The 14,443-nt window shown below is 30.3% G+C and carries 11 protein-coding genes; 5 read left to right on the top strand and 6 right to left on the bottom strand.

The genetic code is table 11. The annotated features are described in order from the left end of the window. Position 1: 1 nt before the first annotated feature. The 4 genes from fbp to IPH62_08555 all read right to left on the bottom strand — a co-directional run bounded on the left by fbp (position 2) and on the right by IPH62_08555 (position 5,245). Positions 2-1,015, bottom strand: a complete 1,014-nt coding sequence (fbp, locus tag IPH62_08570; protein MBK7105324.1) for a class 1 fructose-bisphosphatase — start codon at positions 1,013-1,015, stop codon at positions 2-4. A gap of 11 nt (positions 1,016-1,026) precedes the next feature. After that, positions 1,027-2,817, bottom strand: a complete 1,791-nt coding sequence (locus IPH62_08565) for an ABC transporter ATP-binding protein (GenBank protein ID MBK7105323.1) — start codon at positions 2,815-2,817, stop codon at positions 1,027-1,029. Beyond that, the gene (locus IPH62_08560) at positions 2,817-4,562 is read right to left on the bottom strand and encodes an ABC transporter ATP-binding protein (protein ID MBK7105322.1); all 1,746 of its coding nucleotides are present in this window, start codon (positions 4,560-4,562) and stop codon (positions 2,817-2,819) included. The genes IPH62_08565 and IPH62_08560 overlap by 1 nt, the downstream gene beginning before the upstream one ends. 266 nt (positions 4,563-4,828) lie before the next feature. After that, a complete protein-coding gene (locus tag IPH62_08555) occupies positions 4,829-5,245 on the bottom strand; it encodes a hypothetical protein (GenBank protein MBK7105321.1) in 417 nt (138 codons plus the stop codon). 66 nt (positions 5,246-5,311) lie between these two features. On the opposite strand from IPH62_08555, the gene IPH62_08550 reads away from it, so the two are divergent. After that, complete coding sequence (locus IPH62_08550) at positions 5,312-5,887, top strand: YdeI/OmpD-associated family protein (protein MBK7105320.1); 576 nt, start codon at positions 5,312-5,314, stop codon at positions 5,885-5,887. 182 nt (positions 5,888-6,069) lie between these two features. On the opposite strand, the gene serS is transcribed toward IPH62_08550, so the two are convergent. Continuing rightward, positions 6,070-7,347 carry a serine--tRNA ligase gene (gene serS, locus IPH62_08545; protein ID MBK7105319.1) on the bottom strand — a complete coding sequence of 426 codons (1,278 nt, stop codon included), beginning with the start codon at positions 7,345-7,347 and terminating at the stop codon, positions 6,070-6,072. A 138-nt stretch (positions 7,348-7,485) separates the two neighbouring features. Then, positions 7,486-9,942 carry a leucine--tRNA ligase gene (locus IPH62_08540; GenBank protein MBK7105318.1) on the bottom strand — a complete coding sequence of 819 codons (2,457 nt, stop codon included), beginning with the start codon at positions 9,940-9,942 and terminating at the stop codon, positions 7,486-7,488. 142 nt (positions 9,943-10,084) lie between these two features. On the opposite strand from IPH62_08540, the gene lysA reads away from it, so the two are divergent. The 4 genes from lysA to IPH62_08520 all read left to right on the top strand — a co-directional run bounded on the left by lysA (position 10,085) and on the right by IPH62_08520 (position 14,428). Beyond that, positions 10,085-11,344 (top strand): diaminopimelate decarboxylase, encoded by a 1,260-nt coding sequence (gene lysA, locus IPH62_08535; protein MBK7105317.1) that lies wholly within the window; start codon positions 10,085-10,087, stop codon positions 11,342-11,344. Between the two features lie 68 nt (positions 11,345-11,412). Next, entirely contained in the window at positions 11,413-13,440 is a 2,028-nt protein-coding gene (locus tag IPH62_08530) for a S9 family peptidase (protein ID MBK7105316.1), read from the top strand. Between the two features lie 80 nt (positions 13,441-13,520). After that, entirely contained in the window at positions 13,521-13,862 is a 342-nt protein-coding gene (locus tag IPH62_08525; GenBank protein ID MBK7105315.1) for a DUF1232 domain-containing protein, read from the top strand. Between the two features lie 38 nt (positions 13,863-13,900). Continuing rightward, positions 13,901-14,428 carry an NUDIX hydrolase gene (locus IPH62_08520; protein ID MBK7105314.1) on the top strand — a complete coding sequence of 176 codons (528 nt, stop codon included), beginning with the start codon at positions 13,901-13,903 and terminating at the stop codon, positions 14,426-14,428. Positions 14,429-14,443 lie beyond the last annotated feature (15 nt).

Below are 14,443 nucleotides of genomic sequence, written 5' to 3'. Positions count from 1 at the left end.
TTTATTGATTTTCATTTTTTAAATATTCTTCCACTTTATCTACGGCTTCTTTGCTTCCAATATATATTGGAACACGCTGATGTAAATTCGTCGGCTGAATTTCCAAAATTCTTTTTGATCCGTCAATTGCTCTTCCTCCGGCTTGCTCAATAATAAAAGCCATGGGATTACATTCATACATTAATCTTAATTTTCCATCGGGATTTAAATTATCAGCGGGATAAATAAAAATTCCACCATATAACATATTTCGATGAATATCCGCAACCATTGATCCAATATATCTTGCGGAATATGGCTTTCGTCCTCTATTATCCGCATCTTGAATATATTTAATATATTTCTTCAAACCCGGATGCCAGTATTTATAATTTCCTTCATTGATGCTGTAAATATTTGCCTTTCCCGGAATTCTAATATTTTTGTGGGAAAGTAAAAATTCACCGAAAGCAGGATCAAGTGTAAAACCGTGAACTCCATCTCCAACCGTATAAACAAAAATTGTACTTGAGCCATAAACAATATAGCCGGCTGCGACTTGCTTCAGTCCCGGCTGTAAGCAATCTTCCAAAGTTCCGCCGGAGCCATCATCCGGAGTAACTCTTTTATAAATTGAAAAAATTGTTCCAATACTCACGTTAACATCAATATTAGAAGAACCGTCAAGCGGATCAAAAAGTAAAACATATTTCCCTTTACTGTGATAATCGGGAATTCTTAAAATATCTTCTTCCTCTTCTGAAGCCATAACACAAAGGTGTCCGCCGTGATCCATAGCTTTAAACAAAGTTTCGTGCGCAAAAATATCTAACTTTTTTACTTTTTCTCCATGAATATTATTATGACCGGCAAAGCCAATAATATCAACCAATCCGGCTTTGTTTACTTCTAAAGAAATTACTTTTGCGGCTAAAGAAAGTTCGTGCAGCAAATCAGAAAGTTCTCCGGTTGCGCCGGGATGCCGTTTTTCTCCCTCGTAAATATGTCTTGTTAACGTCATAAAATTAATTGCCATAAATTCTCCTTTTAAGAAAATTCTTTCAGCTCTTGTTCTTTGTACTGAAGCTGATACAATTTATAATAAATTCCTTTTTGTGAAAGTAAATTTTGGTGAGTTCCCATTTCACGGATTTCACCTTTATGCATAACAATTATTTTATCAGCGTTTTGAATTGTTGAAAGTCGATGTGCAATTACAATTGATGTTCTACCGACTAATAATTTTTCAATTGCATTTTTTATAAGAATTTCTGTTTCAGTATCAACGCTTGATGTTGCTTCATCTAAAATTAAAATTTGTGGATCATAAGCTAAAGCTCGGGCAAATGAAATTAATTGTTTTTGTCCAACGCTAAGCGACGAACCTTTTTCTTTTACTTCTTGATTATATTTCTGCGGAAGTTTTTCAATAAATTTATCTGCACCAACTATCTGTGCGGCTTTTTCAATTTCTTTATCGGAAATATCTTCCGAGTTTAATCCGATGTTTGATTTTATATCACCGGAAAAAAGATATACGTCTTGCAAAACAACTGATATTTTTTTTCTTAATTCGTGTTTGCTTAAATCTTTGATGTTAATTTCATCAATTAATATTTCACCTTTTTCAATATCATAAAATCTTGTAAGCAGACTTATAATACTTGTTTTTCCGGCACCGGTTGCGCCAACAATTGCAACAGTTTTACCGGGATTAATTTTGAACGAAACATTTTTTAAAACATTTTCATCACTGTTATAAGCAAAAGTTACATTTTTAAACTCAACTTCACCGTTGAATTTATTGATGATTTTAGGATTTTCCGGATTTGCAATTATTGTTTTATCATCTAAAACTTCAAAAATTCTTTCCGATGCAGCCATTGCTGTTTGCATAATATTATATTTTTCCGAAAGATCGCGGATTGGTCTGAAGAACATTTCCGTATATTGAATAAATGCAAATAAAATTCCAATTGTCATTGTGCTTTGAATTACACTTCCGCCGCCGTACCAAATAATTAAAGCTATTGAAATTGAACTAAGTATTTCTACAGCTGGAAAAAAAACCGCGTAGTAATAAATAGATTTTATAATTGCATTTTTGTAATCGGAATTTATTGAAAGAAATTTCTTAAACTCCTCTTTTTCTCTATTGAAAATTTGGACAACATTCATTCCGGTTATGTGTTCCTGCATATAAGAATTTAATTTTGATAATTGCTTTCTCTCTTTTCTGTACGCATCTCTAACTTTTTTTCTGAATAAAAATGTTGCGTAAAATAAAATTGGCAATACTGAAAGTGTAATAAGCGCAAGTTCCCACGACATGAAAAACATAAATCCGAAAATCCAAATAATTGTAAAAACATCACTAAATACAGTTACAATTCCGGATGAAAATAATTCATTCAATGCTTCAACATCATTTGTAACTCTTGTAACAATTCTGCCAATTGGAGTTTTATCAAAATATTTTAATGATAATTTTTGAATATGTTCAAATAATTTTACGCGCAAATCAAAAATTATTTTCTGTCCCATCAATTGCGTATAATACGTTAATGCATACTGAATTGCCGCTTGAAATATTAATGATGCAAACAAAATTAAAATTATTATTAAAAGTCCGTGATAATCCTTATTTACAATTGAATCATCAATTGCAATTTTTGTTAAATACGGACGAACCGGACCAAGTCCCGCAACAAGAATATTTAAAAGTATTCCGGCAACAATATATTTTTTATACGGTTTTGCATAAGCCAACAAACGCTTCATTAATTTCGAATCGTATGCTTTCCCTTTTATTTCATCAACTTCTTCTTCTTTACTCATTATTCAATTTCTTTCAATTCTTCTTCGAGTAACTGTTTGTTATTTAGATCGGCATAAATTCCATCTAATTTAACTAATTCATCATGAGTTCCTTGTTCAACAATTTCACCGTTCTGTAACACAATAATTTTATCTGCATTTTTTACCGTTGAAATTCTATGACTAATAATTATGCTTGTTCTTCCATTCATATAATTTTTTAATTTGCTTAAAATTTCTTCTTCGGTATTTGTATCAACCGCTGAAAATGAATCATCAAGAATTAATATTTTTGGATTGATCGCTAAAGCCCTTGCCAAGCTTGTTCTTTGCTTTTGTCCGCCAGAAAGTGTAATTCCGCGCTCACCCAAAATAGTTTCGTAACCTTTAGAAAATGTATCAATATCTTTTTTAAGCTGGGCAATTTCAGCAATTTGATTTATAAATTCCGGTTTGGGATTCTCAACACCATAAGCAATATTGTTAAATAAAGTATCAGAGAATAAAAATGTTTCTTGGTTAACTAATCCAATACTTTTGCGGAGTTTGTTTCGCGGAATATTTTTTATATTAATTCCATCAATATAAATTTCACCTTCGGTTGTGTCAAATAAGCGTGGAAGTAAATTTATTATACTTGTTTTTCCACTTCCGGTATGACCAATAATTGCGAGTGTACTTCCAACTGGAATTTTTATATTTATATTTTTTAAAACTTCCGGAAGCTGATTTCCATATTTAAATGAAACATTTTTAAATTCAATTTCACCTTTAATTTCAACAATTTCATTTTGATTATCAGCGTCTTTAACTTCATCAATTTCGCCAAATATTTTCAATAATCTTTTCATACTTGCAGATGCTTGCTGAATTAAATTTGTAACCCAGCCAAATGCAATTACCGGCCAAATCAGCAAACTTAAGTAAGCTACAAATGCAACAATTTCTCCAAGAGTTAATTTTCCATCAATAACCATCGAGCCGCCAAGCCAAATTATAATTATGATAGAAATGCCGGAAATCATAAATAAAATTGGAATGAACAATGCCTGAATTTTAACTTGATCCATATTTCTGTGAAGATATTCATCGCTCAATTTTGTGAATTGCTTTAATTCATCTTTTTCTCTAACATAAGATTTAATCACCCTAATACCGGAAAAACTTTCTTGAGCTTTTGCAGTAAGTTCACTAAACTTTTCTTGAATCCGCGTAAATTTTAAATGAATTTTTTTGCTTAGTTTATAAACAAAATATGATAGAATCGGAAGTGGAATTAAAGCGTAAACTGTTAATCCAACATTTAAACTCAACATTAAAACAATTACAATTACAAATTTTGAGACATTATCAAACGTATACATTACTGCGGGACCAATATACATTCTTACGGCGCTAATATCATTTGTTGCGTGCGCCATTATATTTCCGGTTGAATTATTTTGAAAAAATCTTGTTGGCAGTTTTTGAATATGTGCCCAAAAATCACTTCTCAAATCATATTCAATTTTGCGCGAAACTATAATTATTGTTGTGCGGATTAAAAACCTGAAAACCCCTCCAATTATTGCTGTTCCAACAATTAGCAAAGAATATTTCAAAATTAATTCATTGCTTAAATGTTTTTGGAGCGCATCTATACTTTCTTTAAGTAAAATTGGAATGTAAACTTGTGCTGCGTTTGAAAGTAAGATGAATATTAGTCCAAGAAAAAGTGTGAATTTATATTTTAAAAAATATTTGTTTAACGTAAATAATGATTTCATGGAAGAGCTTTCATAACATTTTAAATTACAAATTGTAATTTATCATAAAAAATAATCAGACGTTTGGTAAATTTTATTCGTGTAATTAAAAACAGTAAACCAAACAACAAACAAATTACAAATCCGATATAAGAAATCACAAACTAAATTTTTAACTGTAAATATATCTTTTACTTGTTGGTTTGAATATTTGTTTTTAAAATTTGGAATTTGTTTGAAATTTGAAAATTGTTATTTGGAGCTTGTTTAATGAATTTGAATATTTTTCACAATGATAAAAGCAAAAGTAAAAATGCAGAATATTTTTTTGCTAAACCTAAGTATTTACCAACTTCACCCAAATCATAATTCGGTTGATTTTTATAATATTCTGAAATTGATTTCATTAGGAATTCTCTTTGCTGATTATGTTCAATCATTTGATTTGCTATACTTAAATTTGGTTCATATTCACTCATCATTTTAAAGTGCAAGAATAATTCATTTATATTTTTTAAACTATCAACACAAATTGAATTTATATTTGTATCTAAACCAAAACTTTCAAATGATAAATTGTTTTGAAGCGAATTATTTGTTAAATCAATAAAATTTATTTGGGGAATTTTTACCGAATCTTGAGCAAATTGATTTTGAGAAATAATAAATAAAATGAAAAATATCGTTAAATGAAATTTCTTCATTATTAAAATTTAAAATGAATAACTTTTATAAATCCCAATCAATAATTTTGTTTCAAGAGGTTTTGTATGATTAATAATATTTTGTTCTTTAAAAATTCTGCGGAATTAAGAAAATGGTTTGAAAAAAATCATGAAACAGAAAAAGAATTACTATTGGGTTTTTATAAAGTTCAAACTAAAAAGCCGACTGTTACTTGGTCGGACTCTGTTGATGTAGCAATTTGTTTCGGCTGGATTGACGGAATTCGAAGATCAATAAATGAAGAAAGTTATTATAACAGATTTACTCCGCGAAATCCAAAAAGTAACTGGAGCGCAGTTAATATTGATAAATTTGAAAAATTATCAAAACTTGGATTGGTTCATAAAAAAGGATTTGAAGCTTTTGATAAAAAGACTGTGGAAAAATCAAAAATATATTCTTACGAAAGAAAGAATGTAAAGCTTTCTAAAGAATTTGAAAATGAAATTAAGAAAAATAAAATTGCTTGGGAATACTTTAGTAAACTTCCGCCTTCCGCAAAACATATAACAATTTATTGGGTGATGAGCGCCAAAAGAGAAGAGACACAAAAAAGTCGATTAAAAATTTTGATTGAATCTTCCGAACAAAATTTGAGAATTCCCGTTTTAAGAAGATGAGATTTTAAGAAGAAATGACTTCCGATATATTCAAAATGTCATTCCCGTGAAAACGGGAATCTATTGAATTCACACTGGCTTCCCACTTCCGTGGGAATGACAAGCACTATTAATTTAACTTTTGAGAAGTACTTGCAGAAAGTTCAGATGTTTATTTAAAAAGATTTATTAAATTGGAAATTTTATCCGATTATATTGAACCCGGTATATTTCTGTAAAACTTTTGGAACAATAATTTTTCCTTCCGGTGTTTGATTATTTTCCAAAATCGAAACCATTAATCTGCTTGTAGCCAATCCCGAACCATTTAAAGTATGAACAAATTCCGGTTTTTTATCATCTTTTTTTCTGAATTTAATATTAGCTCTTCTGGCTTGGAATGATTCAAAATTACTGCAAGAAGAAGCTTCCAACCATTTATTTTCCGCAGGCGACCAAGTTTCAATATCATAACATTTTGCTGCGGCAAAACTTAAATCACCGCTGCATAACATTAAAATTCTATACGGAACTTTTAATTCTTTTAAAATATCTTCCGCGTCTGAAACTAATTTTTCTAAATGATCATAAGATCCTTCCGGATTAACAATTTTCACCATTTCAACTTTATTGAATTGATGAACTCGCAAAAATCCTTTTGATTCCTTTCCGTAACTTCCCGCTTCTCTTCTAAAACATGCTGAGTAAGCAACGTAATTAATTGGAAGCTGATCTTCATTTAAAATTTCATCTCTATGCAAATTTGTTACCGGAACTTCTGCAGTTGGAACTAAATATAAATCATCTCTTTCGGCATAATACATATCTTCCTGCATTTTGGGCAATTGTCCGGTTCCAAACATTGAATCTGCGTTAACCATAAACGGAGGAAATATTTCTTTATAGCCATGATGCTCAAGATGATAATCTAACATAAAATTAATAAGTGCTCTTTCTAAAGTTGCACCTTTCCCGACATAAACCGGAAATCCCGAACCGGAAATTTTTGCGCCGCGTTCAAAATCTAAAATTCCAAGTTTGCTTCCAAGCTCCAAATGATTTAATGGTTTTTCAACCGGAGATTTTTCAAATCCTTCTGGAAGCCATTGTCTTGCTTCAACGTTATCTTCTGCACTTTTACCAATTGGGGTTGATGAATGCGGCAAGTTTGGTAATCTTATCATCAGCTGATGAAGTTTATCATTTATTTCTTTTAATTCGTCATCTAAATTTTTAATTTCATCACCAACGTTTTTCATCTCTGCCATAATAGAATCAGCATTTTGACCGGCTTTTTTAAGTTTACCAATTTCTTGTGATGCTGAATTTCTTTTTGCTTTTAAATCTTCAACCAATTGTAATTTTTCTCTACGTGAAGTATCAAGTGATAAAATTTCATCTACTCTATTTTTATCATTTTTATTTTCTAAACCTTTGTTTACAAACTCGGGATTTTCTCTAATTAATTTTATGTCTATCATATTTCCTTCAAAATAATTTTCATAAAAAATGTTATTCTGGATTAACGAAGTTAATTCCGGAATCTACGTATTTTGTTAATTGAGATACCGGCATTAAAAATCAAACCGGCATAATAATAGTTAAATATTTATTGATTATCACTTAACTACAATATTATAGATTTTATTTTTGATGTAAATTTCTTTAACAATTATTTTTCCATCAGTGTGAGTTTTTACATTTTCATCTGAAAAAGCGGTTGTTTTAACTTCAGCTTCATCCAAATCAATTGGAAGATTTAGTTTTGCACGAATCTTTCCATTAACTTGAACAACAATTGTAACTTCATCAACAACTAAAGCATTTTTATCAACTTTATAATCATGTTTATATTTATAAATTGAATTTTCATTTCCTAAAAGCTGCCAACATTCTTCACCCAAATGAGGAGCAATTGGCGCAAGCAAATAAGCAAACCTTTCTAATGAATAAGTAATTAAATCTTTCCTACAATTTGGTAGTGATTTTATAAGTTCGTTTAATAATTCCATTAAAGAAGCAACCACAACATTAAATCTGAAATTTTCTAATTCACCATCATATTTATATAAAGTTTGATTTACTTTTCTGTAAACATCTTTTTCAACATCCGATAAATCACTCATTAAATAAATTTCCTTTGAGGGATTTTCTTTCAACACATTTTCATTATTTTGAAAAAGTGTATATGACCTTTGCACAAAACGATCAACACCGACAATTCCTTTATCGCTCCAATCACCGCCTAAATCATACGGACCCATAAACATTAAGTACATTCTGAAAACATCTGAACCATATTCGCTTGTAAAAATTCCGGGATCAACTACATTTCCTTTTGATTTAGACATTTTAGCACCTTGATTTGTAATTGTGCCTTGATGTATCAATCTTTGGAAAGGCTCATCGTTATTGATCAATTTTAAATCACGCAAAAATTTGTGAATGAATCTCGCGTAAAGTAAATGCATTGTTGCGTGTTCCGCACCGCCTACATAAGTATCAACCGGAGTCCATTGATCAGCTAAATCATTATCAAAAATCTTATCACTTATTTTGGGATTAAGATAACGTAAATAATACCATGATGAATCAACAAAAGTATCCATTGTATCAACTTCACGTTTAGCTAAAGCTTTACACTTTGGACATGTTGTATTTACAAAATCTGAATTTCCGGCAAGTGGAGATCCGCCATCGTGTTTAAAATCAACATCATACGGAAGCTTAACCGGAAGATCTTCAATCGGCACCGGCACTTCACCACAATTTTCACAATGAATTATTGGAATAGGTGTTCCCCAATATCTTTGTCGAGAAATTAACCAATCCCTTAATCTATAATTAATTTTAGCTTTCCCTAAATTATTTTCAACAAGCCAATCAATCATTTTTTGTTTAGCTTCTTTAACATTTAATCCATTAAGAAACTCACTATTAATTGCCGGACCATCTTCCGTAAATGCTTTTCCATCAAATCCAGCTTTAGGTTGAACAGTTCTAATAATTGGCAAATTAAATTTTTCTGCAAATTCCCAGTCTCGCTCATCTTGTCCCGGAACTGCCATTATTGCTCCGGTTCCGTATGTCATTAAAACATAATCTGCAATCCAAATTGGAATTTTATTATTGTTTGCCGGATTGATTGCAAATGCACCAGTGAATGCACCGGTTTTTTCTTTAACTGTTGATGTTCTATCAATCTCAGATAAATTTTTAACTTTTTCTTGATAATTAAAAACTTCACTCTTTTGTTTGCCAATTGTAATTTTTCCAACTAACGGATGTTCCGGAGAAAGCACCATGTATGTTGCTCCAAACAAAGTATCCGGTCTGGTTGTAAATACATTAAATTCATCATCTGAATTATCAATTTTAAATTTAATTTCTGCACCAATACTTTTACCTATCCAATTTCGCTGCATAGTTTTGGTTTTTTCCGGCCACTCAATATTATCAAGTCCGGAAAGAAGTTCTTCCGCATAATCGGTAATTTTGAAAAACCATTGTGTTAAATTTTTCTGTTCAACAATGGTACCGCAGCGTTCACATGTTCCATCGTTCTGAACTTGCTCATTTGCTAAAACAGTTTGGCAAGACGGACACCAATTAACTGGTGCTTTTTTTCTATAAGCTAAATCTTTTTCAAATAATTTCAGAAATAACCATTGATTCCATTTGTAATATTCGGGAACACAAGTCATTAATTCTGCATCCCAATCATACATGCAGCCCATAGTTTTCAACTGTTCTCTAATATCACTTATATTTTTCAATGTAGAATCTTGCGGATGTACACCGGTTTTAATTGCATAATTTTCCGCGGGCAATCCAAATGCATCATATCCCATCGGCTCAAAAACATTGTTTCCTCTTAACTTTTTGAAACGTGCCCAAGAATCTGTGGGAGCATAATTATACCAATGCCCAATATGAGTTTTTGATCCCGAAGGATAAATAAACATTACAAGTGTATATATTTTTTTTTCTAAATCGGAAAGATCTGTTTTAAATATTTTATTATCTTCCCAAAACTTCTGCCATTTTTTTTCAACTTCTTGATGTGGATATTTCATTTTTAATCAACAATATTTTATAAAAGAAGTTGAAAGCTATTAAAAAGCATATGGTTTATCAAGATTGCAAAGTAAATTGCTTCCATTTGGGCGCACTTTTTGAGATATTTTGATAACTAATTTTAAACAATACGGTTATTTAATGAACTATTTTGATTCCAAATATTTTACATATAAAAACAACAAATTATTTTGTGAAAACGTAAGCTTAGAAAACATTGCAATAGAAATGGGAACCCCAACATTTGTTTACAGCAAAAAGTTTTTTGTTGATCATTTTATTGAATTTGAAAATGCTTTTAAGAGTTTAAATCACAAAATATTCTATGCTTCAAAAGCTAATTTTAATATAAATGTAATTAAGTTGTTTAATCAACTTGGAGCCGGTATTGATGTTAATTCTGCAGGAGAATTTTACAGAGCACAAAAAGCCGGAGTTTCTCCCAAAAATATGATTATGTCCGGTGTTGGTAAAACTGATGAAGAAGTTCAATTGGCTTTAGAAAATGAAATTTTATTGCTCAAAGCGGAATCAATACAAGAAATAAATCGAATAAATGAAATTGCAAAAAGTTTAGATAAAATTGCTCCATTGGCAATTAGAGTAAATCCAAATGTTGATTCGGCAACGCATCCTTATATTTCTACGGGTTTAGCAGAAAATAAATTTGGAATTGACGAAACTTTGGCAAAGCAAATTTTTATAAATGCAAATAAACTTTCCAACGTAAATTTATTAGGAATTGATATGCATATTGGTTCTCAAGTAACAACAATTCAACCTTTTGTTGAAGCTGTAAGAAAATTGATTAATCTTGTAGATGAATTAAAATCAGAGGGAATTGTTATTAAACATATTGATGTTGGCGGAGGTTTAGGTGTTAAATATAACGATGAAAAAACTTTTACAATTGAAGAATTTGCAAGTGCAATTTTGCCAATTTTAAAAAAATCAGATTGTGAAATATTTTTTGAACCGGGACGCGCATTTACAGCAAACGGTGGAGTTCTTTTATCAAAAGTATTATATACAAAAAATAATTTAGGAAAAAATTTTATAGTAGCTGATGCCGCAATGACTGATCTTCTCAGACCAAGTCTTTATAAGGCTTATCATCATATTCAACCTTTAGAAATAAAAAATAAAAAAGAAATTGTTGCAGATATTGTTGGTCCGGTTTGTGAAAGCGGAGATTTTTTTGCAAAAAATAGAAATATTTCCAATTGTGAAAAAAATGATTTTATTGCAATTATGTCAGCCGGCGCATATGGAATGGTAATGTCATCAAATTATAATGGAAGAAGACGAGCCGCAGAAGTACTTGTTGATAATGATAAATATTTCGAAATTCGTAAAAGAGAAACTTTTAAACAATTGATGCAAAATGATATTCTACTTTAAAATATAAATTAGATTTTTCCCTTAAAAAAAGTAATTTAATTACATTTGATATAAATAAGAGAACCCTTATGAAAAAATATTTACCATTTTTTGCACTGTTATTATTTACAACTTTAAGTTTTTCACAAACAAAACATGTATTGTCCATTGAAGATTTATGGAATATGAAAAGAATTGGATCATTTACTGTTTCGCCGGATGGAAATAAAATTATTTTTGATGTTACAACTTATAACATGGAAGAAAATAAGGGTAACTCAGATTTATGGATTATTAATTCAGATGGGAAGGAACAAAAGGAATTTATAAATATTGATAAAAGTGTTTCTTCACCACAAATTGTAAATGATAAAGTTTATTATAACATTGGTAATCAACTTTTTTCACAAAGTATTAACGATACTTTAAAATTAAAAGTTACAGATTTTTATTCTGGTATTGGTGGTGTAAAATTTGCTCCTTCTAATAATCAAATTATTTTTTCCTCTCAAGTATATGCTGATTGTAAAAATCAAACTTGCAATAAAGCAAAAGATGTAGAAAGAGCCAACAGCAAAGTGAAAGCTGAAATGTTTACCGAATTGATGTATCGTCATTGGAATGATTGGCGTGGACCAAAATTTAGTCATTTATTTATTTTCGATTTTGAAACAAAAAATTATATCGATTTAACTCAAGGTTTAAAGTTTGACGTTCCTCCAATTGCTTTGGGAAGTGCAAATGATTATTCTTTTTCACCTAATGAAAATGAAATTGCATTTACAATGAATGAAAGTAATTTTCTTGCAACAAGTACAAATAATGATATTTTTATTTTAAATGTTAATGATATTAAAGATGGGGAACAAACTCCTTACAAAAAAATTTCTGCAAGTGAAGGAAATGATAATCAGCCAATTTATTCACCCGATGGAAAATATATTGCGTACTGTTCAATGGAAAGAGCTGGTTTAGAATCTGATAAACAAAGAATAATGTTGTATAATAAAAATTTGAAAATTGCAACTGATTTAACTTCAGCAATTGATTTATCCGCCGGAGAAATAATTTGGTCGCAAGATTCAAAATTTATTTATTTCACTGCCGCAAATACAATTTATAATTCTATTTATAAAATTGATATTTCATCAAAAGAGTTATTTACAGTTGCAGAAAAAGTAACTGCTTCTTCAATTGCACTTTCACCAAATGGAGATAAAATATTTTTCAAAAATCAAAAATCAGATTTGCCTTATGAAATTTTCTCAATTGAAATTAATGGTAAAAATTTAAAGCAAATCACAAATATTAATGTTGATTTACTTTCTAAAATTGAAATGAATCCTATAGAAACTTTTTGGGCAGAAGGAGCTGAAGGCGCAAAAGTCCAATCAATATTGGTCAAGCCGCCATTTTTTAATCCGAATAAAAAATATCCATTAATGTTTTTAATTCACGGCGGACCGCAAGGACATTGGAATGACGATTTTCATTATAGATGGAATTTGCAAATGTTTGCTTCCAAAGGTTATGTTGTTGTTGCAACAAATCCCCGAGGAAGTTTTGGTTACGGACAAAAATTTACAGACGAAATTTCACAAGATTGGGGCGGAAAAGTTTATACGGATTTAATGAATTCTTTAGATTATGCAATTAACAATTATGAATTTATTGATTCTCAAAATTTATTCGCAGCCGGAGCTTCTTACGGTGGATATATGATAAACTGGATTGAAGGTCACACTGATAGATTTAATGCCTTGATTTGTCACGCCGGTGTTTTTAATTTAGAAAGTATGTACGGCACAACCGAAGAACTTTGGTTTCCGGAATGGGAAAATGGCGGAACTCCTTGGGAAAACAGAGAACTTTATAAAAAATGGTCGCCACATAATTTTGTACAAAACTTTAAAACTCCAATGTTAGTTATTCACGGAGAATATGATTTTAGAGTTCCGTTCGGACAAGCAATGGAATTATTTACTTCTTTGCAAAGAGTTGGAGTAAAAAGTAAATTGTTATATTTTCCGGATGAATATCATTTTGTAACTAAACCGCAAAATGCAAGACTTTGGTGGAATAGTATTTATGATTGGCTGGATGAAAATAAAAAATAATTAATCTAAAAAGATTGGATAACTAAATGAAAGAATATTCTAAAAATCCGGATATTAGCGAACTTGAGGAGCATGATTATATGGAGAATTCTTTAAATGATTTAAGCGAAGATTTTTCTACGCATGATAAATATTTGCATGGAAAGGAATTTGTCGAAGAAAACCTTTGGGAAAAAGTTGAAAAAATTGGAAAGAAAATTTCTTTCACGAAAGATATTAAAGCATTGTTTAAATATTTTAGAGATAAAAATATTCCGTGGTATAGAAAATCAATTGTTATTGGTGCGCTTGTATATTTTATAGTACCGATAGATAGCATTCCGGATATAGCTCCGTTAATTGGCTACTTGGATGATCTTGGAGTTATTACAGCCGTTATAAAATATCTTGGAAGTGAGTTGGTTCCATTTTATGATAAATAAATTACTTTATTTTTTCACTAAATATTGAAAAGGTGTAAATGAATTTTACTCTAAAAAAATCTGAAAGAATTTTTAACGGCGTTGTGTTTGATATTAAAGTTGACCAAATAGAATATCACTCCGGAAATATTGGAATTAGAGAAGTAATCGTCCATAATGGCGGAGCTGTTGTTGTTCCCGTTACAAAGGATGGGAAAATAATTTTAGTTAAACAATATAGATATCCTTTTGATGAATGGATGTTTGAACTTCCAGCGGGTAAATTAGAAAAAGGTGAAGATCCGCTTGTTTGTGCAACAAGAGAATTAACAGAAGAAACCGGTTATTCTGCCGAATCAATTTCACCGCTTGGGAAAATTTATACTTCTCCGGGATTCTGTAACGAAATTCTATATATATATTTGGCAGAAAATTTAAAAGCCGGAAACCACAATAGAGAAGAGGGTGAACACGGTATGGAAGTTTATGAACTTAGTTTAGATGAAATTAATGGAATGATTTCTTCGGGAAAAATTGTGGATGCAAAAACTATTAGCGGAGTTCACTTTTATCAGAATCTTAAATAGTAATTTCAAATAGAT

This window comes from Ignavibacteriota bacterium, from assembly GCA_016708125.1.
Taxonomy (GTDB): domain Bacteria; phylum Bacteroidota; class Ignavibacteria; order Ignavibacteriales; family Melioribacteraceae.
Note: the sequence above shows the minus strand (reverse complement) of the source record. Positions and strands in the feature narration are given on the sequence as shown.